Annotated in this window: 28 protein-coding genes, 6 tRNA genes and 3 pseudogenes; 13 read left to right on the top strand and 24 right to left on the bottom strand. The window is 26.8% G+C overall.

The genetic code is table 4. From position 1 onward, the window contains the following. The first annotated feature begins 88 nt into the window (after nucleotides 1-88). From ACOBME_RS08930 to ACOBME_RS08910, 5 genes are all read left to right on the top strand, one after another. On the top strand, nucleotides 89-292 hold the full coding sequence (locus tag ACOBME_RS08930; protein ID WP_338965826.1) for a DUF2649 family protein: 204 nt from the start codon (nucleotides 89-91) through the stop codon (nucleotides 290-292). Continuing rightward, a complete protein-coding gene (locus tag ACOBME_RS08925) occupies nucleotides 292-1,305 on the top strand; it encodes a hypothetical protein (protein ID WP_419334993.1) in 1,014 nt (337 codons plus the stop codon). Before ACOBME_RS08930 ends, ACOBME_RS08925 begins: the two co-directional genes overlap by 1 nt. Further along, nucleotides 1,298-1,696, top strand: coding sequence for a hypothetical protein (locus ACOBME_RS08920; protein WP_338963282.1), 399 nt, complete (start codon nucleotides 1,298-1,300; stop codon nucleotides 1,694-1,696). The genes ACOBME_RS08925 and ACOBME_RS08920 overlap by 8 nt, the downstream gene beginning before the upstream one ends. Next, nucleotides 1,696-1,932, top strand: a complete 237-nt coding sequence (locus ACOBME_RS08915; RefSeq protein WP_004027616.1) for a hypothetical protein — start codon at nucleotides 1,696-1,698, stop codon at nucleotides 1,930-1,932. Before ACOBME_RS08920 ends, ACOBME_RS08915 begins: the two co-directional genes overlap by 1 nt. A gap of 140 nt (nucleotides 1,933-2,072) precedes the next feature. Beyond that, nucleotides 2,073-4,121: a spiroplasma phage ORF1-like family protein gene (locus ACOBME_RS08910; RefSeq protein WP_419334991.1), complete on the top strand. Its 2,049-nt coding sequence runs from the start codon at nucleotides 2,073-2,075 to the stop codon at nucleotides 4,119-4,121. 20 nt (nucleotides 4,122-4,141) lie between these two features. Here ACOBME_RS08910 and ACOBME_RS08905 read toward each other — a convergent pair whose 3' ends face one another. Both ACOBME_RS08905 and ACOBME_RS08900 read right to left on the bottom strand, forming a co-directional pair. After that, a complete protein-coding gene (locus ACOBME_RS08905; RefSeq protein WP_338964903.1) occupies nucleotides 4,142-4,552 on the bottom strand; it encodes a lipoprotein in 411 nt (136 codons plus the stop codon). Nucleotides 4,553-4,651: 99 nt separating this feature from the next. Further along, nucleotides 4,652-5,614: an IS1/IS1595 family N-terminal zinc-binding domain-containing protein gene (locus ACOBME_RS08900; RefSeq protein WP_338963247.1), complete on the bottom strand. Its 963-nt coding sequence runs from the start codon at nucleotides 5,612-5,614 to the stop codon at nucleotides 4,652-4,654. Between the two features lie 167 nt (nucleotides 5,615-5,781). Here ACOBME_RS08900 and ACOBME_RS08895 point away from each other — a divergent pair, with 167 nt between their 5' ends. After that, nucleotides 5,782-6,768: an IS30 family transposase gene (locus ACOBME_RS08895; RefSeq protein ID WP_419334990.1), complete on the top strand. Its 987-nt coding sequence runs from the start codon at nucleotides 5,782-5,784 to the stop codon at nucleotides 6,766-6,768. Nucleotides 6,769-6,881: 113 nt separating this feature from the next. Further along, nucleotides 6,882-7,235: a S1 RNA-binding domain-containing protein gene (locus tag ACOBME_RS08890; protein ID WP_338964901.1), complete on the top strand. Its 354-nt coding sequence runs from the start codon at nucleotides 6,882-6,884 to the stop codon at nucleotides 7,233-7,235. Nucleotides 7,236-7,332: 97 nt separating this feature from the next. Here the strand turns inward: ACOBME_RS08890 and ACOBME_RS08885 are convergent, their stop codons facing one another. From ACOBME_RS08885 to rdgB, 3 genes are all read right to left on the bottom strand, one after another. Then, complete coding sequence (locus tag ACOBME_RS08885) at nucleotides 7,333-7,467, bottom strand: hypothetical protein (protein ID WP_338965821.1); 135 nt, start codon at nucleotides 7,465-7,467, stop codon at nucleotides 7,333-7,335. Between the two features lie 100 nt (nucleotides 7,468-7,567). After that, nucleotides 7,568-8,092: a tRNA (cytidine(34)-2'-O)-methyltransferase gene (locus ACOBME_RS08880; RefSeq protein WP_338965818.1), complete on the bottom strand. Its 525-nt coding sequence runs from the start codon at nucleotides 8,090-8,092 to the stop codon at nucleotides 7,568-7,570. Between the two features lies 1 nt (nucleotide 8,093). Next, nucleotides 8,094-8,684, bottom strand: a complete 591-nt coding sequence (gene rdgB, locus ACOBME_RS08875) for an RdgB/HAM1 family non-canonical purine NTP pyrophosphatase (protein WP_338965815.1) — start codon at nucleotides 8,682-8,684, stop codon at nucleotides 8,094-8,096. Nucleotides 8,685-8,760: 76 nt separating this feature from the next. Between rdgB and ACOBME_RS08870 the strand changes: the two genes are divergently transcribed. Beyond that, nucleotides 8,761-9,549, top strand: a complete 789-nt coding sequence (locus ACOBME_RS08870; RefSeq protein ID WP_338965812.1) for a phosphotransferase — start codon at nucleotides 8,761-8,763, stop codon at nucleotides 9,547-9,549. Here the strand turns inward: ACOBME_RS08870 and ACOBME_RS08865 are convergent. From ACOBME_RS08865 to ACOBME_RS08830, 8 genes are all read right to left on the bottom strand, one after another. Further along, nucleotides 9,546-10,127 (bottom strand): DxFTY motif-containing membrane protein, encoded by a 582-nt coding sequence (locus ACOBME_RS08865; protein ID WP_419334987.1) that lies wholly within the window; start codon nucleotides 10,125-10,127, stop codon nucleotides 9,546-9,548. The two genes, ACOBME_RS08870 and ACOBME_RS08865, sit on opposite strands and share 4 nt — an antisense overlap. Before the next feature lie 79 nt (nucleotides 10,128-10,206). Beyond that, nucleotides 10,207-10,280 (bottom strand) — tRNA-Gly (locus tag ACOBME_RS08860). 77 nt (nucleotides 10,281-10,357) lie between these two features. After that, nucleotides 10,358-10,444, bottom strand: a tRNA-Leu gene (locus ACOBME_RS08855). A 16-nt stretch (nucleotides 10,445-10,460) separates the two neighbouring features. Beyond that, nucleotides 10,461-10,536 (bottom strand) — tRNA-Lys (locus tag ACOBME_RS08850). Between the two features lie 7 nt (nucleotides 10,537-10,543). Beyond that, nucleotides 10,544-10,618, bottom strand: a tRNA-Gln gene (locus tag ACOBME_RS08845). A 15-nt stretch (nucleotides 10,619-10,633) separates the two neighbouring features. Then, nucleotides 10,634-10,717: transfer RNA gene (locus ACOBME_RS08840), tRNA-Tyr, on the bottom strand. A 5-nt stretch (nucleotides 10,718-10,722) separates the two neighbouring features. After that, a tRNA-Thr gene (locus ACOBME_RS08835) sits at nucleotides 10,723-10,798 on the bottom strand. 778 nt (nucleotides 10,799-11,576) lie between these two features. Further along, complete coding sequence (locus ACOBME_RS08830) at nucleotides 11,577-12,356, bottom strand: hypothetical protein (protein ID WP_338965806.1); 780 nt, start codon at nucleotides 12,354-12,356, stop codon at nucleotides 11,577-11,579. Nucleotides 12,357-12,712: 356 nt separating this feature from the next. On the opposite strand from ACOBME_RS08830, the pseudogene ACOBME_RS08825 reads away from it, so the two are divergent. After that, nucleotides 12,713-13,633: pseudogene (locus ACOBME_RS08825) on the top strand (GMP reductase). A gap of 32 nt (nucleotides 13,634-13,665) precedes the next feature. Here the strand turns inward: ACOBME_RS08825 and rpsU are convergent. The 10 genes and pseudogenes from rpsU to mreB form a co-directional block, all read right to left on the bottom strand. Then, nucleotides 13,666-13,830: a 30S ribosomal protein S21 gene (gene rpsU, locus ACOBME_RS08820; RefSeq protein ID WP_004028656.1), complete on the bottom strand. Its 165-nt coding sequence runs from the start codon at nucleotides 13,828-13,830 to the stop codon at nucleotides 13,666-13,668. Nucleotides 13,831-13,959: 129 nt separating this feature from the next. After that, on the bottom strand, nucleotides 13,960-14,589 hold the full coding sequence (locus ACOBME_RS08815; RefSeq protein WP_338965789.1) for a hypothetical protein: 630 nt from the start codon (nucleotides 14,587-14,589) through the stop codon (nucleotides 13,960-13,962). A gap of 340 nt (nucleotides 14,590-14,929) precedes the next feature. Beyond that, the gene (locus ACOBME_RS08810; RefSeq protein WP_338963247.1) at nucleotides 14,930-15,892 is read right to left on the bottom strand and encodes an IS1/IS1595 family N-terminal zinc-binding domain-containing protein; all 963 of its coding nucleotides are present in this window, start codon (nucleotides 15,890-15,892) and stop codon (nucleotides 14,930-14,932) included. A gap of 74 nt (nucleotides 15,893-15,966) precedes the next feature. After that, a complete protein-coding gene (locus ACOBME_RS08805; RefSeq protein ID WP_419334984.1) occupies nucleotides 15,967-16,356 on the bottom strand; it encodes a hypothetical protein in 390 nt (129 codons plus the stop codon). Nucleotides 16,357-16,656: 300 nt separating this feature from the next. Continuing rightward, nucleotides 16,657-17,043, bottom strand: coding sequence for a hypothetical protein (locus ACOBME_RS08800; RefSeq protein WP_419334982.1), 387 nt, complete (start codon nucleotides 17,041-17,043; stop codon nucleotides 16,657-16,659). Nucleotides 17,044-17,160: 117 nt separating this feature from the next. After that, nucleotides 17,161-17,691: a hypothetical protein gene (locus ACOBME_RS08795; protein ID WP_419334980.1), complete on the bottom strand. Its 531-nt coding sequence runs from the start codon at nucleotides 17,689-17,691 to the stop codon at nucleotides 17,161-17,163. 145 nt (nucleotides 17,692-17,836) lie between these two features. Next, nucleotides 17,837-18,211 (bottom strand): annotated as a pseudogene (locus ACOBME_RS08790) (IS30 family transposase); the annotation flags it as partial. A 12-nt stretch (nucleotides 18,212-18,223) separates the two neighbouring features. Next, nucleotides 18,224-18,604 (bottom strand): annotated as a pseudogene (locus ACOBME_RS08785) (AAA family ATPase); the annotation flags it as partial. Nucleotides 18,605-18,700: 96 nt separating this feature from the next. After that, nucleotides 18,701-19,624 carry an L-lactate dehydrogenase gene (locus tag ACOBME_RS08780; protein ID WP_419335389.1) on the bottom strand — a complete coding sequence of 308 codons (924 nt, stop codon included), beginning with the start codon at nucleotides 19,622-19,624 and terminating at the stop codon, nucleotides 18,701-18,703. A 17-nt stretch (nucleotides 19,625-19,641) separates the two neighbouring features. After that, nucleotides 19,642-20,682: a rod shape-determining protein gene (gene mreB, locus ACOBME_RS08775; RefSeq protein ID WP_338965775.1), complete on the bottom strand. Its 1,041-nt coding sequence runs from the start codon at nucleotides 20,680-20,682 to the stop codon at nucleotides 19,642-19,644. A gap of 531 nt (nucleotides 20,683-21,213) precedes the next feature. Here mreB and ACOBME_RS08770 point away from each other — a divergent pair. From ACOBME_RS08770 to ACOBME_RS08760, 3 genes are all read left to right on the top strand, one after another. Next, a complete protein-coding gene (locus ACOBME_RS08770) occupies nucleotides 21,214-21,363 on the top strand; it encodes a hypothetical protein (RefSeq protein WP_241459998.1) in 150 nt (49 codons plus the stop codon). Next, nucleotides 21,363-21,614: a hypothetical protein gene (locus ACOBME_RS08765; RefSeq protein WP_338965769.1), complete on the top strand. Its 252-nt coding sequence runs from the start codon at nucleotides 21,363-21,365 to the stop codon at nucleotides 21,612-21,614. Before ACOBME_RS08770 ends, ACOBME_RS08765 begins: the two co-directional genes overlap by 1 nt. Nucleotides 21,615-22,023: 409 nt before the next feature. Then, complete coding sequence (locus ACOBME_RS08760) at nucleotides 22,024-22,986, top strand: transposase (protein WP_419334978.1); 963 nt, start codon at nucleotides 22,024-22,026, stop codon at nucleotides 22,984-22,986. Nucleotides 22,987-23,152: 166 nt separating this feature from the next. Here ACOBME_RS08760 and lon read toward each other — a convergent pair whose 3' ends face one another. Then, nucleotides 23,153-25,459 (bottom strand): endopeptidase La, encoded by a 2,307-nt coding sequence (gene lon, locus ACOBME_RS08755; RefSeq protein WP_338965766.1) that lies wholly within the window; start codon nucleotides 25,457-25,459, stop codon nucleotides 23,153-23,155. A 233-nt stretch (nucleotides 25,460-25,692) separates the two neighbouring features. Between lon and ACOBME_RS08750 the strand changes: the two genes are divergently transcribed. Next, nucleotides 25,693-26,655: an IS1/IS1595 family N-terminal zinc-binding domain-containing protein gene (locus ACOBME_RS08750; RefSeq protein ID WP_338963247.1), complete on the top strand. Its 963-nt coding sequence runs from the start codon at nucleotides 25,693-25,695 to the stop codon at nucleotides 26,653-26,655. Nucleotides 26,656-26,869 lie beyond the last annotated feature (214 nt).

The raw sequence follows: 26,869 nt of genomic DNA, 5'->3' as shown, positions 1-26,869 counted from the left end.
TTTTATATGTCATATCATTTGTATTATTTATCGTTTTATTTTTGGGGATGTTTTTTAAACTTATTCAGAAAATGTGGAGTTTTTAAATATGCAAAATGATTGAGAAAAATTAAAAGAGTTTTTTATTTATGTCTTTTTGTTTATAGATAAAACGAATGTTGAAACTATTACAACTTGCAATTTAACTCAAAATGAATATTTAACTCTTATGATTGGTATTTGAATTGTGATTTTATTTTTAACGTGGTTTTTATTGTGAATGGTTTTTAAAATAGTTGGGTATTTTAAGTAATGAAAAAATTTATATTTTTCTTAAAAAATTATTGTTATATTAGTGGTTCAATGATTTTGTTTAGTTTAATTGATTTATTACTTTGAATAATTTCATTAAATTATACTGGTTTAGTATTCTGATTATTGTTTGCTTTGCAATGTGTTTATTTTGTCTGATGAGTTTGAAAAAATATATTTTATCAGTTGAATGCTTTTCGTTTAGTTTACTTTATTTGAGATAATCCGTTATCAGTAATTATTGGTAAATTAGGGACGGGAAAAACTTTACTTTTAACTTTTTTATCACAAGTTATGAAACTTTTAACGAAGAAAATTTATAGTAATTTTCCAATTGAAGATGATGCAATAAAACTTTTAACTTTTAATAATTTAGATTTTACAGATAGAACAAAACCAGTTCCCCCAGATGATAGTGTTATTTTATTTGATGAAAGTTATTTATATATTGATGGAACTAGTCCCCACGATGAGAAAAAAGTTCATAGTGGTAAAATTCCGTGAATTGTATTAGCAAGACATTTTGGTAATCGTGCTTTATTTACTGCTCAGCGTGAGGGTATGATTTGAAATAATATTCGACAATTAGCAAGTGGTATTATTATTCCAATTTCATTGAAAAAACCTATTGCTAAAAAAGGATTTAATTTTTTTAATCGTTTCTTTATTATGCGAATTGGTATTTTTCAAGATATTACAGATTATGAAATTTGAAAAACAAAATCAGTAGAACGAACAGCCGAAGGTAAACGAGCAAAACATAAGTCGGATGTTGGGTTAGGAATTCGGTTTTTTAAAATAATTATTCCGTTAGAATTTGCACAGAAATATGATAGTCAATGATTAAAGTTTGTTCGTGATTTAAAAAATGATGAAATAATTAATAACAAAGAATACTATTGGTCAGAAATTACTAAATTGAGTGTTAAAGAGCGGTTAGAATTGTTTGATATTGATATTTTGAAAAAGAATTTAAAACCTAAAAAAGAAAAAGGAAGTGATAAAAATGATTAATTTGTTGTCAGAAAGTAGTAATTGAGATAAGATTTTTAGTTTTATTTTTGATGTTTTTTTGTTTATTTTTGATGTAATTTGAAATACTAAATTACCAATGACAAATACAACAATTGCTTATTTTATTATTTTTTTTATGGTTGTTAAGTTATCAATTTATGCAATTCACGGCACAAGAACACAATATAACGAATTAGGTTCAATAGTACAAACGGGGGTATCAAATATTTATTCTGCGACTGCTCGTGGAGTTTCAGATACTAAACAAGGTATGCAAAAACATATTACAGAGCGTAAACAGTTTAAAATTAATCGTAATAAACAACAATTATCAAGTTTAGCAAAACAAGCAAAAACAAGAGAACAAGGATATCGGAGAGTGCATAAATAATGATTAGACTAGTTTTATTGGTTGCGGCAATTGCTATATTTGGTACTGGTTTTATTACAGTTATTATTAATCAATTAACATCAGCAAAAAATATTATTATGGATTTATATAACTCAGATACTTTTTTACTTTCTTTATTTGGTAAGATGGCAATTTTGTTTAGTCATCCGTTAATGTTAACAATATCAAGTTTATATATTGTTGGGTTTATTGTTTCAAAAACATTATATAGTTAGGAGTTATTTATGAAAAAATTATTTTCTTTATTTTCAATAGGACTTTTAGGGCTTTTAGGTTTAATTATTCCTTTTATTACTTTAACAGCATTTAACCCTTAAATCAACAAAATTATACTGTTAATCAACAAACAACAGGAATGAATGAAACTGATTTTATTAATACAATGTTTTTACGCAGTAGTTTTTTTGAAAATTGGTCTGAAACCAATTATTTTATTAATCCAACTTTAAAAACATCGCAATCATTAACTTATAATGATAAATGATATTTAGATTTTTTAAAGGATAGTTATTCAACGGGGATTTCATTTGATAAACCCAGTAATGAATTTATGGATTTATACAAAAATTGAGATAGTTATGTTAAACAATATAACATTGATAAATTTTATGATGTTGATAAAAAACAATTTCTAAAAGAATTAACAAATTTTTCTTATTCTTTTGCTAAGTATTTTAATACTGTTGAAATAATTAATAAATTAGAAAAAAGTATTGACAATTTGCAACAAGTTAATTTAAAATTTCAGAATTGAAAATGATATTCAGGAGATGAATTGAACCATGGACCAACTAATAAATGATATATATTAATATCTAAATCAACTAATTCAACTGATGCAGTATATGCAATAGATTTAATTCATTTTACAACAAGTACAAGTATTAAAACAACATATCCATTTTTAAAGTCAATATACAGATGAGAAAATACAAGTATTCCAACTGATAAACAAGTTCCTGAAATAGATAATCAAGGTAATCTTCTTTTTTATACTGATAATGATTATCAAAAGGTTCGTTCTTTTTTATTAAAGTATATTGATGTAATTGTTCAAGAAAATATTAGAATACAGCAAGGTGGTAATCCTGATTATGATGATTCAAATTTAGGCAGTCAAAGAATAATCTTTGATTTTGAAATTATTAATAATATGGAAAAATTGGACTGAAAACCTAGTATTATTTTAACTAGAAAATCAATTTATCGAATGATTTTAACGATTGATGAACATAAAAATATTGTTGCTGGTAGTTTAGAATTAACACATCTTAAACAATATTGGGATGGTAATAATGCAAATAGTTATCGATATACTGATGATTTAGGTTTTTTGTTTACTTTTATGAAAGAAAAAGATAGTATCTTTAATTTTAGTGTTGAAACATATAATTATAATCAAGATAATACTCCTAATACTGGTAAAGATATTTTTGAACAGATGAAAGGCCAAATTGATATTAATAAGTTTTTAAAAGCATTTTTTGCTCATGCTTTAGTTCCAGTATTCCAAAATCGTAGTAATTTTATTGAAAGTGGTTATATTGATAATTTAGAATATAATACTGTTTTAATTAATTTTTTTGGTTTGAAATTAGTTAATTTTAGAGATGTTTTAATTGATGAAAATAATACGAATAAAAATCAATTTGAAAAATTGTTAAATAGTATGTTTACAGTTTCGCAAAACTTTTATAAAGATTATTTACGAACAATTTTTGACTTAGAAAACAATACTTATGTGCAAGGTTATAATAAAAAATATGGTTTATTAGCAAATAATGGTTTTAAGATTTATCCTCGTTATTTTTATTTTTCTGATAAATATAAGCAACTAGATATTAAATTGTATTCAGCATTTAAAAAACGATTTTATAACATTAACTATGGTAATGTATTTAATTATGATTTTTCTGTTGCAAATGATTATAATATTAATCAAAATGAAGGTTATATTTTTGAAGGTGCTTTAAAAGATAAATATGGTTTAAAATATAAAAAGATTGAAGAACAAAAAATTGGTTATAATGTTTTTGAATTACAAGCCCAAAAAGAAAATGATATGTATCGTTATTATGATTTTAATTTTGGTATTTATAACTGACAAGAAATAAATAATGGTGGATTATTTCCTGATGGGCAATGATGACAAGCACAATATGAAAGTTGTAGTTGATATAATTTAGCGTGTCATATTAGAAATGCGGCAATTTGAATTGTAAATAATATTCCTGGTGTTAAGCAAGTGAATGAATTAGCAAGCGGAGTTGGTAAAATATTTCAAACAATATATAGTTTTTTTAATCAAACATTCGAAGTATGAAAATTTAGTCCAGCATTATATAACACAATAACAAATATATTCCTATTAATTATTTTTATGAAATTTGTTCGATTAATATAAAAAAGGACTTATAGGTCCTTTTATTCTTTTCAATCAGTAATTTTACCTGTTTTATTATCAATTATTGGTAGAGCTGGTTTATTTAGTTCTTCTCATCTGTATATTGACTTTAAAAGTGGATATGTTGTTTTAATACTTGTACTTGTTGTAAAATGAATTAAATCTATTGCATATACTGCATCAGTTGAATTAGTTGATTTAGATATTAATATATATCATTTATTAGTTGGTCCATGGTTCAATTCATCTCCTGAATATCATTTTCAATTACTTCCAATTGGTGGTTCTTGTGGTTGTTGTGGTTCAGGTGTAGGTTTCGGTTTATTACCCCCTCCGTTTTCATTGTTATTTGGTTTTTCACAACTAATTAATGTTGTTGTACTTGTTGCTGTTAATCCGATTGCTCCTAAAATGCTAAGTCATTTTTTCACTTTAATTTTGTCGAAAACTCTTGATGAAATAAAAAAAATCATCAATATGACAATTTGAAAACTAATTTTGTGTAAGATTATGATTTTGCTTTAAATTTTTTAAACGTTAAAATATAATACCGTTGATTGTTGGTTTGGTGTTAAACCTTTGTGTTGGTATTTTCATTTTCAGAGCTTTAAATAATTTTGAATATTAGTGAAACCCAAACCATGATAATGAATTAAGGCTTCTTTAAGACTGGATTGTAATTTACTAATCTTATTTAACTTTTGATAACTAGTATCAGGGTTTGTACTAGTTTTGGTGGAATATAGAGTAGAATTTGTTTGTTTTGCTACTAATAAATATAGTGGTTGCATATCAGAAATAATTATTGATTTTTCTTTAATTAGTTGCTTATTCATATTTTCAATAATCCATTGTTTTTGTAATCTTTTGGTATTGGTGGATTGAACAAAAATATTATTATTGCTATCAACTGCCATTTGAATACAGCATTTGGTATCAGTTGAAAATGGATCGAGATGAGTTTTTCGTTTATCAAATTTATCTTTAAAATTGCCTTTATGAATTTCTTTAATAAATGTTTCATCCATTTGGATTTGACCATTTAATTTTTTAAATTTTAACTGTGTATTTTCTAATTGTTTTGATTGCATTAATTTTTGTCGATTATATCAAGCGGTTTTTGGGGTTGTTTTAATAAAACGAGAAATTATTTTACTAGATTGTCCTAACAATGAAATTTGAATTAATAAATTTCACTGTTCATAATTTAAATGACTTCAATAAGTAAAATGATGACGAAATGCATCAAAACTAGCACGACATTTTTTACATAAATATTTTTGTTTTCCTTCGGAATTATGACCATTTTTAACACAATGAAAAGATTTGCAATTAGGACATATAATGCCTTTATCTCTAAATTTTTGATCAATTTCATTTAAACGTTTTTGTTTTTTAATTAAGTCTGCTTGTTGTTTTATTTTTTCATAAAATTCTAAAAATTGATCATCTGTTAAGCTATTTATTAATTCTGTAATTATTTTTTTCATCATTTATTTACCTCTATATATTAAAAATATACCTAATTTTAAGTATATTTTATAAATATCAAGAGTTTTCGACAAAATTAAAGTTTTTTCATATATTTAACTCCTTACTTAAAATGCTATAATTATTTTAAGTAAATTATAACATATTTTAATATTTTAGGAGGTAAAGTGTGAAAAAATATGAAAGATTAGATATTAATGAAAGAGTAAATTTGGAAAAATTAAAAAACAATGAATTATTTAAAAAGAAAAATGGAACAATTAATATTCGAAAAATTGCTAAGCAAATGAATAGAGATTATAGAACTATTTGGCAAGAATTAAATATGTTTGATAATATTGGTGATTATAATGCTGCAAAAGCACAAAAAATACATGATAAAAACAAAAAACAATGTCGTAAATATTCAATGTTAAATTCACAAGAATTAAGTCATTTTTCTAATGAATATAATAATTTTGGTCGTTCGCCACAAAATATTATTATGTCGTATGAATTACAATATAATGTAAAATTTAGTGTATGTTTTAAAACAATGTATAAATATATTAGATTAGGTTATTTTAATTTATCAAAAAATAATTTGTATTTTAAAAATAAAAAGCGAAAAACTAAAAATGGTGAAAAAAATGATAATCGTGGTGTATTGCTTAATATTAGAGATTATAAGCAATTTTTAAATGATTATGGAGATGATTTAAGTTTTAGTGGAATTTGAGAAATGGATACCCTTGATTGTGGTAATTTTCATTTGTTAGTTTTAGTAAATCGGAAATCTAAAATAGTTTTTTATGATATTTTATTTACTAAAAAAGCAAGTATTGTGTTAATGGTTTTAATGAAAATGGTTAGACAAATTGGTATTAATAAATTTAGTTGTATTTTAACAGATAGAGGAAAAGAATTTTATAAATGAAAACTAATAGAAAAATATTTAAAAATAAGAGTTTATTTTTGTGACCCTGGAAAACCAAAACAAAAAGCATTAGTTGAAAGGATAAATAGAGATATAAGGCGTTGGTTTTTACGAAATGAGCCTATAATTAATATTCGCAGTAGATTAAAATCTGTTTTAGATATATTAAATACTACAATAAGACCTTGTTTAGGGGATTTTACATCAAAACAATATTTTAAAAAAATATTTGTTCATTAATTAGTTAATGTATATAATAAAAATAATAAAATCTATTAATTATTTTTGTGTTTAACAAATTTTTTTCAGCATTTTAATAATATAATTAGATTTTAGTAAAGGAGAAAAAATATATGTATGATAAAAATAACAAAATTATTGTAAAAATAACAAATATTACTCCCTATGGTGCTTTTTGTCGAGCAGAAAAGGCTGATGGTTTAATCCATATTAGTGAAGTTTCAGATTATTTTGTTAAAGATATTAAATATTTTTTTGATATTGGTGATGAAATTGAAGTTGAGGTGCTTGATTTTAATATAGTTAAAAAACATCTTAAATTAAGTTATAAAAATTGTCACCCTGAATTATTAAAAAATGATGATAAAGAAATTCAGGAAATAAAAACAGCATTCCAAAACTTAAATAAAAGACAAAATAAAACAGACAATATTGAAAATATTAGTAAAACAAACGAAAATAAATAAATTAATAAAAATATAAAAAAGTAAAAAATAGTTTTATTACTACTTTTTACTTTTTTATTGTATTTCATGATTAATATGTTAATATAATTATAACTTTTTATGATTTAGTTTTACAGTATACAGGGCGTTGAATCTTTAGTAAAAATTTCATTAGTTTTCGTTCTGCTTCTTTTTTATCATAAATAATTTCATAAGTTCCTTCTACTTGCCCAACCAACATCACTTGATTCATTTTTTGATCATCCTTTCTAAAAACACCAATATAACTCAATACTAAAAGAATTATAAGAAAATTTTTTTAAAAACAAGAAAAAAATTCACAAAGTGCATTGTTAATCTTGTTCTAAGAAATCTGCTCCTTTTTGAATTTCAACTTTTGATAATCCAGGATAATCTAACTGGCGCATTACTTCATAGCCAACAATCCCAACCGTATTCGCAATATTTAAACTACGAACATGTTCAGACATTGGAATCCGAAAAGTTCGGTTTAAATTTGCCTTTAAAATTGTGGTTGGAATGCCCGTTGACTCACGACCAAATAAAATAAAAAGATTTTCATCTTTCGTAAAATCAAAAGCACTATGTGGTTGTTTTGCATAACGAGTTGCACAATATAAATTTACAGTTGGATTTAATTGTAAAAAATGGTTTCAATCGTTATATAACTCATAGTCAGCATACTCAATATAATTTGCACTACTACGAGCAATAAAACGTTCATCAAAAATAAACCCAAGTGGTTCAATTAAATGAAGTTTTGCATTAATTGCTACACAAGTTCGCATAATAGCGCCAACATTTTGAGCAATTTCTGGTTCATATAAAACAATGTTAATTTTTTTAGTTGTTTTCATCTTACTCTCCTAATCATCATTTTTTAAAAGCATGAAATGCTTTTGCCCGATGAGAATATTTGTTTTTTTCCATTAAAGTTAATTCAGCATAAGTACGATTGAGTTCTGGTAATAAAAAAATTGTATCATAACCAAAGGCATTCTCTCCGACTGTCTCAGTAGTAATAACTCCTGTTGTAACACCCCGGAAGGACATTGTTATTTTTTTAATTGGATCAATATAACATAACACACAAACCGCTTGCGCATCACGGTGCTCTAATAATTTACATTTCTCAATTAATAAATCATTAATAATTTTATTGTCAGTAATTGGATGTGCTCATCGTCGCGTATTAACCCCCGGAAAATGATCCAACCCAATAATTTCTAAACCTGAATCATCAGCCAAGACTGGTTTATTAATCATTTGACTTAAAAAATCCGCCTTGCAAAAAGCATTTTCTTCAAAGGTAGTTCCCGTTTCTGGAATATCAGGAATCGGATTTTCTAAATCTAATAATGATTTAACTGTTATGTTAACATCGTGAAACATCGCCTTAAATTCTCGAACTTTGTTTTTATTACTAGTTGCAATTCAAATCTCTGTCATTCCTTATTTCCTCGCTTTTCTTAATTATATCTATTGTATAATAAAATTAAGAAATCACAGAATGGAAGTTAGATAAATGATGAAATACAACATTAAAACAAAACTAAATTTAGGAATAACTAATCAAAATTACCAAACCGTTGATAATCTTTTTATTCGCTATAGTGACCCTTTTACCAATTTATTTATTGACCATCAAAATGAAATTTTTGTTTTAGAAAAAATTAAAAATACTAAATTAACCCTTCCAATTGTTGATTATGGTTATGATAATGACCATTTCTTCCTCGTAACACCATACTATCAAACATTACAACCAGTTAGTGCGATAAAACTTACAAAGGAAGTCCTTAAAGATATTGCAGCAATAATTAAACAATTATGACAAATTAAACTTACCGCAAATGATCAAATTAAGACTTTTCAACCACAACAATTTTTAGAAACTTTTAAAACTGCTTTGAAAAAGCCATTAGTAGCCTTACAACCATATGAAGCTAAGCTTGATTATATTAAATTGCAAACAAATAATCTTGTTTTATGCCACAATGATTTAAATGGTGGAAATTTAGTTGTTGTTGAAAAAAAACTTTATTTAATTGATTTTGAATATGCAATGCAAAATAATAAGTTTTTTGATATTGCTTCTTTTGCTTCAGAAACGTTAACAACAAAAGCAGAACAAACATATTGGTTTAGTCTTTTCAACCTAACAGTACAACAGCAGCAAAAAGTTAACGCTTGAATGTATTATCAAAACATTGTTTGAATTGCTTGAGCTAACTATATGTATGAACAAACAAACAATAATATTTTCTTAGAAATTATTAATTTAAAATTACTTAATTTGCAAAATAATGATTAGGGATCAAGTGTTGATGATGGTGGATTTTGCTCGTCATCCGCTGTCGTTGTTTCTTGTTCGTTAGCTTCGAGTTCTTGAAAATTAGTTTTTTTCATTTGTAAATAACCACGTAAATTACGCATTCATACGGCCATAAAAGTACCAAAAAAAACAGCAAGTAATAAAAACACTAGGGCAACTAAACAACGATATAAAATTTTATCTCACCCTCATCAATAACCAGTTAAATAAATGCCATATAAAGTTCAAGATAAAGTAATTGTATAAGTAAACTGATCATCTTGATGAAACTTTAACCAAAAACCAGCACAAGTTAATAAAAAGACTCCTAAAATCATTGCTGATCCAAAACCAATTCCAGCACCAACATCATAATGATAAGCAAAACTTAAATCTGGGGAAGTTAACAAAAACAACAACAAAAATGGCCCTGCTGCTTCAATGATCAAAAATAAAAAACTTTTTCAAAAAACAGTTCGTGAAGCATGAAACGCTAAATCATTTTGTACTTCTACGGGTAAATGTTCTCAATTATTATCAGTAACGTCTTTTTTGTTATCCTTTTTAATTACTTTCATATTAATTAATTACTCCTCTTAAGATGCTTGTATTCCTATTTTAACATAAAAAAATTGTTAAACTAACAACTTATAGTAATGGAGCGGGTGAAGGGAATCGAACCCTCACAGTCAGCTTGGAAGGCTGAAGTTCTACCATTAAACTACACCCGCATTTTTAATTTTTATAACTTATAACAATAATATATATACCACTGTCTTAATTTGATGTCAATTGTTTTTAAATAAAATGGTACCCGAGACCGGACTTGAACCGGTACAGTTGTAAAACCGACGGATTTTAAGTCCGTTGCGTCTACCTATTCCGCCACTCGGGCATATATATCTAATAAATGGTCTCCTGTAAAGGACTTGAACCTTTGACCCACTGGTTAAAAGCCAGATGCTCTACCTACTGAGCTAACAGGAGACTTAAATGGCAGGGCTAGCTGGGATTGAACCAGCGCATGAAGGAGTCAAAGTCCTTTGCCTTACCACTTGGCTATAGCCCTATGTCTCAATAAAAATGGTGGAGGGGGAGGGATTCGAACCCCCGAACCCGAAGGAGCTGAGTTACAGTCAGATGTGTTTGGCCACTTCACTACCCCTCCAAGAATGGTGCTGGCTAGAAGAATCGAACTCCCAACCTACTGATTACAAGTCAGTTGCTCTACCAGTTGAGCTAAGCCAGCACAAACATTAAATGGTTGGGTGTAACGAAATTAAACCGCTGATCGCTCACTTGTAAGGTAGGTACTTTCCAGTCTAATAACACCCGATTACACAATTAGTTATTGTGTTAAAACCTTTATAATTTTATATAAAACAATAATTTTTGTCAATTAAAATAATTATTAATTAATTATTTCACCCTATCAATTAAATTTTTTAAAAAACAACAAAACTGTATTAAAAAAGAAATAAAAAATAAAATTTTAAAATGTAGTATATAGATATTATTGAGGGGTCAATAATAATTATTGTTATACTATAAATGGTTATAAAATAAAAACCAACCATTTTCAATGCTATTTATTTAAACATCCCAGTTTCAAATATTAAAAGGTTTTTGTTTTATTGCTAAAATAAGCAGAAAATTAATATCATAAGTTGCAATATGGTGGTTATCACTTTTAAGATTAATAAAAGCTTCAAATATGAGGCTCATCCTTTTTAAAAAATAACAGTAACTAAAACTATTATAAAAAATCAAAAAATGTTTCTTAAAATGACATTACAATAATTAACATAATTAATTCCAAAATATTACAAATTCCTCAAGACCTACCATTCCAACCACCTAACTACTTATTTGTAAAGTAAGGAATGGTTATAAAAGATAGAATGTATTTCATAAATACATTCTTTTTCTTTATTATTCATAAATTTAAATTTAATTGACGGGAATGTTTTTTATTTTAACGAAAAATGGATTTTATTAATTAATAAAATCCATTTTTTAAAGTTCAACTAATATTGACGTTGTGCACGATCTTCGGTTTTATATTGTGGAATATTAATCATATACCCATCTTCACGACGTCACAATCCTTTAATTACTTTTGTTATTAAGTAAACCATAAAGATTGTTCCAATTAAGGTTGACGTAAAGTTTAAGATGTTGGCAAAAATTGATAAACCATCTTGTCCTTTTTGAAACAGACGGCCAAATGCTTCAATTAGTTTTAGTAATGCGGTAATAATTTGAATTATTAACATCATTGTTACGATAACAGTATAAACGGTTGACACAAAGCGTAATCATTTTCCAAAAGAAGTTTCTGCCATCATATTTGCAATAGCACGACTATTGTAGAATCCAGGAACCAAAATTAAGCTTATGACACTAACGGCAGCTAATACCCCCATCATAATCGCAAAATTTCGTTGTGAGTCGCCTACTCAAACTTTAGTTGTTGCTTTGTTATAAAAAATCATAATAGCAGCAATACTAACAAGACCCGATACTAATCAGGCAGTTCCTAAATAGCGGACAATTACAACACGAGCATTTTTTGTTGCTTTAACATCAGTATCTGGTAGTCATGTTAAGGCAAACGGTGCCAAAAACCCACCAAGTGATAATGATAAAACCGCTAAACTTCATTTATTGGCACATAATTTGGCATCATTACTGCCGATTGCATAACGGATTAACCCAATATTACAGATAATTGTTGTAAATAAAGAGAAAATTACGACTAGTAAAATTACTACTTTATAACTTGCTAAATCTGCATATGAATTCATTAACCAACTATTGGCTGTGTTGATATCGCCATTAAAAGTACCATTGTTATATTGGCCTAATAAATAAAAATAAGCCCCTGCTGCAATGGTAATTCCAACAATCCCAACAATACTTGACAATACAATTCAAAAACGAGTAAATCCAAAATTTCTTGTCATCATTAATATAATCCCTGTTCCTTTCTTGAATTATGTAAATAATTATATGCCTTTCTAACCCTCATTACAAGATATTTTTCTAAACATTTTAAAAATAAAACTGCCCTTTTTCCCTTGTTTTTATGATACATTTAAATAGTGAGGTGAAATAGATAGTGAAAGCATTTGATTATGAAGACATTCAATTGATTCCATAATTATGTGTTGTTGATTCGCGAAAAGAATGTGATACAACCGTTAAATTAGGTAAACATACTTTTAATTTACCTGTTGTCCCATCAAATATGGCAACAGTCGTTAATGAAGAATTATGTAAAAAATTAGCCGAAAAAAACTATTTTTATATTATGCATCGTTTTAATGTTGATCAAGTTAAATTTATTAAACATATGAAAAGTAAAAACTTAATTACTTCAATTTCTGTTGGCGTTAAACCAAATGATTTTGAATTAATTGAAACATTAAAGAAAGAACAGTTAGTTCCAGACTATATTACAATTGATATTGCCCATGGCCATGCCTTTATTGTTAAAAAAATGATTGAACATATTCGTACTAATTTAGGTGAAGAAACCTTTATTATTGCCGGAAATGTTGGAACACCAAAAGCCGTTCGTGATTTAGAACATTGAGGGGCAGATGCAACCAAAGTTGGAATTGGGCCAGGAAAAGTATGTATTACCAAATTAAAAACAGGATTTGGAAATGGTGGCTGACAATTATCAGCTGTGAAATAATGTAGTAAAGGAAGTTCAAAACCAATTATTGCTGATGGTGGATTGCGAGTTAATGGTGACATTGCAAAATCAATCCGAATGGGGGCCACAATGTGTATGGTTGGTAGTTTATTTGCTGCCCACCAAGAATCACCGGGAAAACAAGTTGAAATTGATGGTGTTAAATATAAAGAATACTTTGGATCAGCTAGTGAGTAAAATAAGGGTGAAAAACTCTATGTGGAAGGAAAAAAAGAATTAATTGAAATTCGTGGAAGCATCTTTGAAACTCTTCGAGAAATGACAGAAGATTTACAATCATCAATTTCTTATGCTGGTGGTAAAGATTTGGACGCAATTAAAAAAGTTGATTATGTTATTTTAAAAGATAGTAATTTTTAAAAAAAATAAAAAATCCCAGTTATGGGATTTTTTTAACGAAAACTACGAGATTGCTCTTGTTTATAGCGTCTTTTTTCCTTTTTGCTCATTCAATGCTCTCGTTTACGGGCTTCTTTTCGTTTTACCGAAGAAACCTTGTTAAAACGCTTTAAAGCTTTGTCTAGCGGTTCTCCTGCTTTGACAACAACAGTAGCCATAATATTTCAACTCCTAAAACTATATAAATTAACAATATCATATTATCATATTTTTTGAGACAAAACAAATTTTTATTATTTATCTCTAAATTAATCATCTTTTTCTTTAATTACCCCCCTTTATATTATTTAAATGTTTGATAAAAGTTTATAATTGCTATTACCAACAGTTGATTCCTCTTTTGTTAATGCTATAATTTTTTGTTTTAACTGAATAAAACCACGCATTACTTGCTCATATTCTGTTAAAACAACATCTTTGAAAGCTCCTTTAGTAAGACAAATACCTTGTAAATTTCATGTTGTTCATCTTTCTTGACAAAGGGTTGGCATTATTGCAATTAATTCGGTTGGATCTAACATAATATTAAAAGTTCGAGCAAGATAAGACTGAATTGATTCTTGTAAATTAATTAGTCCATAATCTAATTTAAAAACATCTTTGGTATTACGTTGATAAATAATTGTTTTACTTGTCTTAACATCAACATAGAAATGATTAGCTCTTGTCATTAATCCGTAATGTTGTTTAATTGTTACTCATTTAAGTTTTGGAAAATTTGTCTGAATTACAAGACGTTCTTCTTCAGTACAAGTAAAATTATGAACAAGATAAAACTGATTTTTAGAAAAATCTAATTCTAAATTGTTAAAATACATTAATAAACTTTTTAAATTAACTAACTTATCTTGTTCTAATAAACTGGTTCTAACAATGTTTAAAGTTCCCATCATTTGTTCTTTGGCATGATTTCCCATTCATAAATAATATCCTGTATCAAGATCATAAATAATTAGATTTTGATTATTAAATAAACATTTATTACGATGAAAAATTTTAACAGTATAAGTTCCTAATTCAATTCGTAAATTAGCTATGTAAATCTTTCCACTTTGCTTGAGCCAGTTCGTTTAATGCTGTATAAGGATAATGTTGTTTTAAAAAATCATAAATCCCTTGTTTTAACTTAATTAAAGCATAATAATTTGTCAAAAAATCTTTAATTTTGTCGAAAACTCTTGATGAAATAAAAAAAATCATCAATATGACAATTTGAAAACTAATTTTGTGTAAGATTATGATTTTGCTTTAAATTTTTTAAACGTTAAAATATAATACCGTTGATTGTTGGTTTGGTGTTAAACCTTTGTGTTGGTATTTTCATTTTCAGAGCTTTAAATAATTTTGAATATTAGTGAAACCCAAACCATGATAATGAATTAAGGCTTCTTTAAGACTGGATTGTAATTTACTAATCTTATTTAACTTTTGATAACTAGTATCAGGGTTTGTACTAGTTTTGGTGGAATATAGAGTAGAATTTGTTTGTTTTGCTACTAATAAATATAGTGGTTGCATATCAGAAATAATTATTGATTTTTCTTTAATTAGTTGCTTATTCATATTTTCAATAATCCATTGTTTTTGTAATCTTTTGGTATTGGTGGATTGAACAAAAATATTATTATTGCTATCAACTGCCATTTGAATACAGCATTTGGTATCAGTTGAAAATGGATCGAGATGAGTTTTTCGTTTATCAAATTTATCTTTAAAATTGCCTTTATGAATTTCTTTAATAAATGTTTCATCCATTTGGATTTGACCATTTAATTTTTTAAATTTTAACTGTGTATTTTCTAATTGTTTTGATTGCATTAATTTTTGTCGATTATATCAAGCGGTTTTTGGGGTTGTTTTAATAAAACGAGAAATTATTTTACTAGATTGTCCTAACAATGAAATTTGAATTAATAAATTTCACTGTTCATAATTTAAATGACTTCAATAAGTAAAATGATGACGAAATGCATCAAAACTAGCACGACATTTTTTACATAAATATTTTTGTTTTCCTTCGGAATTATGACCATTTTTAACACAATGAAAAGATTTGCAATTAGGACATATAATGCCTTTATCTCTAAATTTTTGATCAATTTCATTTAAACGTTTTTGTTTTTTAATTAAGTCTGCTTGTTGTTTTATTTTTTCATAAAATTCTAAAAATTGATCATCTGTTAAGCTATTTATTAATTCTGTAATTATTTTTTTCATCATTTATTTACCTCCATATATTAAAAATATACCTAATTTTAGGTATATTTTATAAATATCAAGAGTTTTCGACAAAATTAAAGCAAAAAATGAACAATTGCTTTTTCAAATGGTAAAGATGGAATTACTTTATTTGCTACCAAATAAATAAATAATAAGGCACTACTTTGACTACCGCCATCATAACAAGCAAGATATGTTGTTTCAGTTTTTACTTTTTCATTTAAAAACTTTAAACCAGCAATAATTGTTATTTTTGGAATATTTTCAATGTTATAATAATCAAATTCTTTCAAAATAACTTGATGCTCTCATAATAAATAGCCTTTTTTCCGAGCAATAGCTGTTCGATCATAACATAACAAGTTAAAATAAACATTACTAATAATAATCTTATTTTCAATATCAACGGGAATTAAAAACTGATTACCAATAACCAACTTATCAATTGCTAATTTCCGTGGCACAAAATCCCTGCCCTTCTAAAAAACCTCCATTATCTTTTTTGTTATTTTATTATATTAATTCATAGTTCTTTTCACTTTAATCATAACAAAAAAAATGAGAAAAATTATGCTCATTTTTTACTTTTCACGATCTTGATTTCATTTTTTTCTAATTCGACGTGAGTTTGCTTTTCTAGAAGAAAATAGTTGTATTAATCTAAAACGGTCAATTAAACGATTTCATCAGTTTTGAAAGAAATAGTCTTGCAGTTTTGGAAAGAAAATAAAAAAGGTTAATAACATAATTAAGAAATAAAACACTTATGCTCCTTTTAAAAATCAGTAATATGCTGTTAACATTGCAATCCCAAAACTATTACTTGTTCAAAATAATGCCCATAATAAATTAATTGAAAATGGTAACAACACCAGTAATGTTTGATAATACAACTTATAAATAATTACTGTTTGAACAAAACGTAAATTAATGTTCTTTTCATCATTTGTCAAAGTTGTTAGCAATGTTTTACTTTGGTTATGATATGTTAATAAATCAACTCAAGTCTTTTGATAAAATAGATACTTATACTGGTGATTAGCCATATTATCAATTTGTTCAAATTTAATATTAAGATTATAAATTACTGTTAGATTTATCATAAACTGACAATACATTGTTTTAAAACTAGCTAACACTACTAAAATCATGAATCAAACCACAGCTAAACAATAACTAAGAAAATATAAACTTAAATTAGTTAACATTTCAGTGTGGTGAAATAATAAGAATGAAATAAAATTATAATTACTTGGTATTATCAATAATTATAAAACAAAAGCGGTAACGGTTTGTATTATTACGGTCAAAAGAAAAACAATAAGGGGTTTAAGTTGTAGAACTAGCAAAATAATAAAGATAAAAAAAGCACTTAAATTAATTAGTAATGATCTTTCGTTAAAATTAATTGTTGGACTAAACAAAGCATAACTATCATTTCCTAAAACAAAAAATAAAATTAAACTAACGATAAATGTTAAAACAAAAATTTTAAAATTACCACGAAAAATTTGCTTAATAAAGACTTGTTTCATTTCTTGTTTCCTAAAATTATAGTTAAGATAATAAACAATAGTATTTCCTAAAATAATGCCCCCAAGAATAGCACCTAAAGCTAAATAAGTTTTACTATGATTTATATAAATGAATGGATAAAGTAATACTGGTACACCAAAAGTAACGACATACCCAAGGTCTTTTAATAAGAATGTTAATATTATGGCAGACAGAAAAACTAAACCTACAAGACAAACTGGGGATAAAACTTTAAATAAGGAATTATGTAAAATGAAGTGCAACAAATCTTATTAGTTAAATAATACAATAAAAATCATAAAAAATCAATTATAAATTTTTAAAAATCAAAATATTTATAGTTTTTATTTTATTTTAAGGAAAATTAAGCACACTAAAAAATAATTTATTAAATTACTTCAAATAAACCTATTTAAAATTATCTGAAAATACCTCTTTTGCTGTTTTTCAATTAAGAACAGGCCTTAATTTATCATTTATAACATTAACTACTCAATTTATTTTTTGTTGACTAACATTATTAAAATCAGTTCCCTTAGGAAATCATTGTCTAAGTTCAGAATTCATATATTCAATTAATGGTTTTTGTTGTGGTTTACCAGGGTCACAAAAATAAACTTGTGTTTCAGCAAATATTTCTAATTCTCTTCATTTACTAAATTCTTTTCCTCTATCAGTTATTATTCCTTTAATTTTCCCAAATAAATTATTACTTATAACAATATCTTTAAACTTTTCCACAACTTCATTAGCAGTATGATTTTTTAATTTCATAACAAAATATGGATTTTCTGTTGTACATGCAAACATAATTAAATGCCCATTTTCTAAGTATTGTAATAAAATATCTTGGCGGTCTTTATTCATCCGGTGAACTTCTTCAACAATAATAATAAAACGCTCAACATTTTGTGCTTTTTTAATAATGTTTTCTAAATCTTGTTTTTTATCAATTTCTGCATTAAAAACAGCATATTCTAATTGTAAGTCATTTGCTAAAGCACGATCAATACTACTTTTCCCAACCCCAGGATCACCATAAAAAATTAATGAACTAGCATAGTTATATTTCAACATTCGTGAAATAAGACCATTTTGATCATTAATAATATGACTTTGTCCAATAATCTCCGCAATTGTTGTTGGGCGTAACAAGAACGCTAATGGTTGTTGCATTAATATTCACTATTATTTTTTAAATCATAACATAAAAAAACTGATAATAAATCAGTTTTATTGAATCCCAATTGCTTGAAAAGCAACAGTTAAGGTCTAATGAATTTTTTGACAAGATTTATTAAATTGTTCTTGTTCTTCATTATTAATATGTAATTTAATAATTCGTTCTCACCCACAGTTGCTCACTACGGCTGGAACACCAGTATAAATTCCATTTTGACCATATTCACCGCTTAAATATGCACCAATTAAGATTGCTTGGTTCTCACCACGGATAATAATCCGCGCAATGTGAGCTAAAACAACACCAATGCCATAGAACTTTGATTTTTTCTTTTCAATAATTTTGTATGCCATATTAATAGCATCAGTTTGACAAGTTTTTAAATCCTCAATCGTCAAGCGCCCTTCTTCAATATAGTCACTAATTCGTTTCCCTAAAATTGAAGCACAACTTCACGCTGTCATTGCTGAATCCCCGTGTTCACCCATAATATAGGCGTGCACCGAACTAGGATGTACATTTAACTTCTTCCCAATCAAACGACGTAAACGCGCAGAATCCAAACCAGTTCCTGACCCTAAAATTGTATGCGGATCAAAACCAGTTACTTTTTGATATACAGTAGTTAAAATATCTACTGGGTTAGATGCAATTAATGAAATGCCTTTAAAACCAGAAGCTTTAATTGCTAAAGCAATTTCTTGCATAATTCTAGCATTATCAGCAACAATTTCTAATCTTGTTTCACCCTCTTTTTGCGGACGCCCAGCAGTTACAAAAACCATATCAGCATCAACACAATCTTGATAAGTTCCGGCATTAACACTATAAAATGGTCGTTCTAAGACAGCATTACAATCATCGAGATCCAAGGCATGTCCTTCTGCTCATTCATAATTAATATCAATTAAAACATATTCTTGAGCTAAACCTTGGTTAATTGCAGCATAAAGAAATGTTGTCCCTACTGAACCACAACCAACTAAAACAATTTTACGACTCTTCACCGTTAAATGTTAGCCACTAACAATTAATAATCTAATTCTTTTGTTTTTTGGTGCTCTTGACGAATAATGTCATAAATATCTGATTCGAATTTTTTTGTTCCATTAATAACCGCTAATAAAGGTTGTTCCCCAATTTTAGCTGGTAATTGTAAGGTTTCTTCAAAGTAATGATCAATTCCTTTGATTAAACCACCACCACCACAAATGGTAATTCCATTTCGGAAGATATCCCCCGCTAATTCTGGTGGTGTTTCTTCTAAGACTTGGACGGCTAAATCAATAATCCGTGAAACCGGAACCTTTAACACTTCACGAACTTCTTCCGGTGTTAATTCAATTTCACGTGGTAAGCCTGAAACAACATCTCGTCCGTATACTTTCATTTTACGTTCATCACCATGTTTTGCTAATGAACCAATTTCAATTTTAATCATTTCTGCTGTTTTAATTCCAATTTCTAAACCATATTGTGAACGAACATATTTTAAAATTTCATCATTTAAATAGTTTCCAGCAACTTTTACTGATTTTGATAACACAATATCCCCAGAAGCAACAACAGCAATATCAGTGGTTCCTCCACCCATATCAATAACTAGGTTTCCAAAAGGTTTGTAAATATCAACTCCGCCACCTAAAGCAGCCATTTTAACTTCTTCTTCAACAAAAACTTTTGTTGCACCTAAGTTCATTGCAATTTTTTTTAACGCATTTTTTTCTAATTCCGTAATCACTGACGGACAAGCTAATAACATAATTGAATTAGCTAATTGTTTACTAACCCGTAAACGATTAAAAATATATTTTAATTGGGCTTCCGTTGCACGAATGTCCGTAATAACCCCATCAACCATTGGTCGCACAATTCTAATTGTTTTATTTCCTTTTCCAATCATTTTATATGCTTCATTACCAACAGCAACAATTCTATTTTCTTTAATTTTATAAGCCACAATTGATGGTTCATTATAAACAATTCCGCTCCCTGATATATAAACCAAGGTATAAGCTGTTCCTAAATCCATCGATACAAAAGTTGGCTTTTTATTATTAAACATCGCCATATCCAATCCTCCTTAATAGTAATTATATGCTTTTTTTAAAATAAAAACAATAATTAATAATAATATGTTGGAATAAAGTTTTAGGTCCTACTGCTACTTATATATTTTTAATTTATCTTTTCTAAGTTGCGACTTGAAACTACTTTTTTGATTGTTTCCATATTTTTTAGTTCAACCTCTTTATATTCAGTTTCCACGAATTCAAAAATTGATGACATTTTAATTTGTGAAACAAAAGATTCTTCTCTTAGTCAATGGCATCGTGTAAGTTAAGTGCAACAAATCAACTCAGAAAGGAGTTGATTTTTTAATGGAAAGAAAACATTATTTTATTTTACGGTCCTTAGTAACTAAGTATGGAAAAGATAATGTTATTAATACGGTAAATAATATTGTAATTAATAATGAAAAAGAAGATGAATAAATTATCCGCGTAATTTATTAGCGGTAATTTATTCAATATAGTTTATTTTGAGCGTAGCGAACACGCGAAGCGTGCCGCGAAAATTAGATTTTTAGGAGTAATAAGTTATGCCAGTTTGATTAACGACAATTTTTAGTGTTGTTATTATATTAGGTATTTTTGTGTGAATTGGTTTATCAATTTATCAGAAAATTCGCCAAATTCGAGGAAAGAAAAAAGATAAAAAAGAAATTGAAAATAAGGAGGATAAAAAATAATGTTAGGTATGTATTTAACAACAGCAATTAATTTTTTAGCAGTTGGTGATAAACCTGCCATTTCAGATGGAATGGGTTCTATTTGAAGTGGTTTAGGACAAGCAATGATGAAAGTTAAAGAAGCAATTTATGCTGTATTACCACAATTAATGACCTTTTTAGGTGATGCGTGAATTATTTTAATTCCATTTGGTATTTTTGTTATTGTTAAGATATTAAACTTTTTCCGTGTTATGGTTAAAGGATTTTAATATTTATTATTACTGATCATATATCTTAGCTATGGTACACTAGCTTTTATGTGAGTTGATTAAATAATTTTGTTGTTTATTTTTGTATTACACACTGTCTATAAGTTATTATTGAAATTATTAGTAATGAAATAATTGTTTTAAAGTAGGATTTAATAAAAATAAGAATATTTTTATTACGGGTCATATTAATAGTAGTTTTGGAATATAAATTTTTATAATATTCTTTATAAATATATCTACTTTTTTTTAAAATTTGTAGGCAGTATGTAGTGCAAAAATATCAATTTAATTATAAATGATTAATTTTATATTTTAATAACTATTATCTTTAATTTTGTCGAAAACTCTTGATATTTATAAAATATACCTAAAATTAGGTATATTTTTAATATATAGAGGTAAATAAATGATGAAAAAAATAATTACAGAATTAATAAATAGCTTAACAGATGATAAATTTTTAGAATTTTATGAAAAAATAAAACAACAAGCAGACTTAATTAAAAAACAAAAACGTTTAAATGAAATTGATCAAAAATTTAGAGATAAAGGCATTATATGTCCTAATTGCAAATCTTTTCATTGTGTTAAAAATGGTCATAATTCCGAAGGAAAACAAAAATATTTATGTAAAAAATGTCGTGCTAGTTTTGATGCATTTCGTCATCATTTTACTTATTGAAGTCATTTAAATTATGAACAGTGAAATTTATTAATTCAAATTTCATTGTTAGGACAATCTAGTAAAATAATTTCTCGTTTTATTAAAACAACCCCAAAAACCGCTTGATATAATCGACAAAAATTAATGCAATCAAAACAATTAGAAAATACACAGTTAAAATTTAAAAAATTAAATGGTCAAATCCAAATGGATGAAACATTTATTAAAGAAATTCATAAAGGCAATTTTAAAGATAAATTTGATAAACGAAAAACTCATCTCGATCCATTTTCAACTGATACCAAATGCTGTATTCAAATGGCAGTTGATAGCAATAATAATATTTTTGTTCAATCCACCAATACCAAAAGATTACAAAAACAATGGATTATTGAAAATATGAATAAGCAACTAATTAAAGAAAAATCAATAATTATTTCTGATATGCAACCACTATATTTATTAGTAGCAAAACAAACAAATTCTACTCTATATTCCACCAAAACTAGTACAAACCCTGATACTAGTTATCAAAAGTTAAATAAGATTAGTAAATTACAATCCAGTCTTAAAGAAGCCTTAATTCATTATCATGGTTTGGGTTTCACTAATATTCAAAATTATTTAAAGCTCTGAAAATGAAAATACCAACACAAAGGTTTAACACCAAACCAACAATCAACGGTATTATATTTTAACGTTTAAAAAATTTAAAGCAAAATCATAATCTTACACAAAATTAGTTTTCAAATTGTCATATTGATGATTTTTTTTATTTCATCAAGAGTTTTCGACAAAATTAAAGAATAAAATTAATAAAAAATAAAATAACAAATAAAAAAAATGTATCAAAACTGATACATTTTACATTTTAGTTTGTGCCAAAAACATTATTGAAGACTTCATCATAAGTTGCTACCGGAATAATTTTTAATGTTTCTTGAACTTCTTTTGGAATATCTTCAATATCTTTAATATTTTTATTTGGAATTAAAATTGTTTTTAAACCACTTCGATTAGCTGAGATTGATTTTTCACGGAGTCCTCCAATTGGTAAGACTTGTCCCCGTAATGTAATTTCTCCCGTCATTCCAATATCTTTTGAAACCGGACGATTACTTAACGCACTAATAATTGCTGTTGTTAAAGTAATCCCTGCTGATGGACCATCTTTTGGCACCGCTCCTTCCGGAACATGAATATGAATATCGTGAGTTTCAAAGAATTTTGCACTAATACCAAATTTATCTGAATTTGCTTTAACATAATCTAACGCAATTGACGCTGATTCTTTCATTACATCACCTAGTTTTCCCGTTAAGACTAATGAGCCTTTTCCTAAAAAACTATTAACTTCAATTGGCAGAATATCACCCCCAAATTGGGTATATGCTAAACCAGTGACAACCCCAACTTGTGATTCTTTTTCTTTTTCAGTATGTTCAAAACGACGTTTTCCTAATAACTCATTCACAATTTTATCTGTTACAGTTAAATTCGTCATTTCTTTGTTTAAGAATTTAACAATAAATTTCCGAGAAATTGCATTTAAGTCTCGTTCTAATTGACGAACACCAGCTTCACGCGTATAATGCTTAATTACTTCATTAACAGCATCATAAGTAATTGTTAATTGCCCATCTGCTAAACCATTATTACTTAATACTTTTGGAACTAAATAATCTCTTGCAATATGGAATTTTTCTAACTCTGTATATGATGATAATTGAATAATTTCCATACGGTCAATTAATGCTTCTGGAATATTATCATAATAGTTTGCTGTTGCAATAAACATAACATTGCTTAAATCATAACTTTCTTCTAAATAATGATCAGAAAATGTTGCGTTTTGTTCTGGGTCTAACACTTCTAACATTGCACTAGCAGGATCACCACGATAGTCAGACGCCATTTTATCAATTTCGTCTAATAAAAATAATGGATTTGTTGTTTTTGCTCGTTTCATTGATTGAATAATTCGCCCTGGCATTGCTCCAATATATGTTTTACGATGACCACGAATTTCTGATTCATCTTTAACACCACCTAAGGCCATTTTCACAAAATTACGGCCAGTTGCTTCGGCAATTGATTTTGCTAAACTAGTTTTCCCAACCCCCGGCGGCCCAACTAAACAAATAATTTGTCCTTTTAAAGAATTAGTCCTTGTTTTTACTGCTAAGTATTCAATAATCCGTTCTTTAACTTTATCTAATCCAAAATGATATTTATCTAACACTTCTTGAGCAAATTTTAAATCATTTTTCTCTTCGGTTTTTTCTCATCATGGCACTTGCATCATTCAATCAATATAAGTTCGAATAATGTTTGATTCACTTGATGCTTGTGGTAGCGCTTCATAACGAGTAATCTCTTGTTCGATTCGTTCTTTAATATTTTTAGGGAATGATTCTTTTGCTAAACGTTCTTTGTATGTTTTCATTTCATCAGCCGCATCGTCAAATTCACCTAATTCGTCTTTAATAGCTTTTAATTTTTCACGTAAATAATATTCTCGTTGTTGTTCATCAACTCGTTCTTTAATTTTCTTACTAATTTTATTATCAATATCATTTGCTTGTTGTTTATTAACTAAATGATCAAAAATAATTTGTAATCTTTTTTCAACATCTAATTGTTCTAAGATATCTTGTTTTTTTGCCACTGGAATAAATGGTAAAAATTGTGCAATTGTATCAACAACTTCATTACCATCAACTGAATCACCAATTTGATCTAATAAATCTTCTGGTAAAATGTCTTGTAATTCCATTAGTTCTTTAATATTAGCGGTAATTTTTTCAGCAATTTTATCCTCTGATTTTACAATATCAATGTCAGCAGCATAAAATTCACCTTCTCGTAAATCTAAAATTTTTACCCGATCAACTGCTTTAAAGTTAACAGTTAAACTACCATCTTCTCATACTTTACGAATTTTTAATTCCGCCAAAATTCCAATGCGATAAATTTCAGATAATTTTGGGTCATCTTCTAGTGGTTTTTTTTGACTAACTAAAACAATATGATTATCAAAATCCTTGTTTGCTGTATTCACTGCTAAAATTGATTTATCTCGTCCTACTTCTAATACTTGTTCAAAGCCTGGAAAAATATAACTACCCCGTGTTACTAAAACTGGTACATTTTTTAATTGCGTTGTTTTTGAATCCATCTTCAAAACACCTCCTGTTTCTTTCCTTCACTTTATATTGACAATATCTTATCACATTTCAACGAATATCGTAATATAATTTGAACTACAAAAGAATTATAACAAAAAAATTAGCACTTGCAATAGATAAGTGCTAATTTTTGTAAATTATTACTTTAATTTTGTCGAAAACTCTTGATATTTATAAAATATACCTAAAATTAGGTATATTTTTAATATATAGAGGTAAATAAATGATGAAAAAAATAATTACAGAATTAATAAATAGCTTAACAGATGATCAATTTTTAGAATTTTATGAAAAAATAAAACAACAAGCAGACTTAATTAAAAAACAAAAACGTTTAAATGAAATTGATCAAAAATTTAGAGATAAAGGCATTATATGTCCTAATTGCAAATCTTTTCATTGTGTTAAAAATGGTCATAATTCCGAAGGAAAACAAAAATATTTATGTAAAAAATGTCGTGCTAGTTTTGATGCATTTCGTCATCATTTTACTTATTGAAGTCATTTAAATTATGAACAGTGAAATTTATTAATTCAAATTTCATTGTTAGGACAATCTAGTAAAATAATTTCTCGTTTTATTAAAACAACCCCAAAAACCGCTTGATATAATCGACAAAAATTAATGCAATCAAAACAATTAGAAAATACACAGTTAAAATTTAAAAAATTAAATGGTCAAATCCAAATGGATGAAACATTTATTAAAGAAATTCATAAAGGCAATTTTAAAGATAAATTTGATAAACGAAAAACTCATCTCGATCCATTTTCAACTGATACCAAATGCTGTATTCAAATGGCAGTTGATAGCAATAATAATATTTTTGTTCAATCCACCAATACCAAAAGATTACAAAAACAATGGATTATTGAAAATATGAATAAGCAACTAATTAAAGAAAAATCAATAATTATTTCTGATATGCAACCACTATATTTATTAGTAGCAAAACAAACAAATTCTACTCTATATTCCACCAAAACTAGTACAAACCCTGATACTAGTTATCAAAAGTTAAATAAGATTAGTAAATTACAATCCAGTCTTAAAGAAGCCTTAATTCATTATCATGGTTTGGGTTTCACTAATATTCAAAATTATTTAAAGCTCTGAAAATGAAAATACCAACACAAAGGTTTAACACCAAACCAACAATCAACGGTATTATATTTTAACGTTTAAAAAATTTAAAGCAAAATCATAATCTTACACAAAATTAGTTTTCAAATTGTCATATTGATGATTTTTTTTATTTCATCAAGAGTTTTCGACAAAATTAAAGAATTATTATGCTTTTTTATTATATGGAATTATGTAAAATGAAGTGCAACAAATCTTATTAGTCAAATAATACAATAAAAATCATAAAAAATCAATTATAAATTTTTAAAAATCA

It is taken from the genome of Spiroplasma endosymbiont of Sarcophaga variegata (assembly GCF_965178695.1).
In the GTDB taxonomy this organism is placed as follows: domain Bacteria; phylum Bacillota_I; class Bacilli_A; order Mycoplasmatales; family Mycoplasmataceae; genus Spiroplasma; species Spiroplasma poulsonii.
The sequence above is the reverse complement of the archived record's forward strand: the minus strand, read 5'-3'. Positions and strand labels throughout refer to the sequence as shown.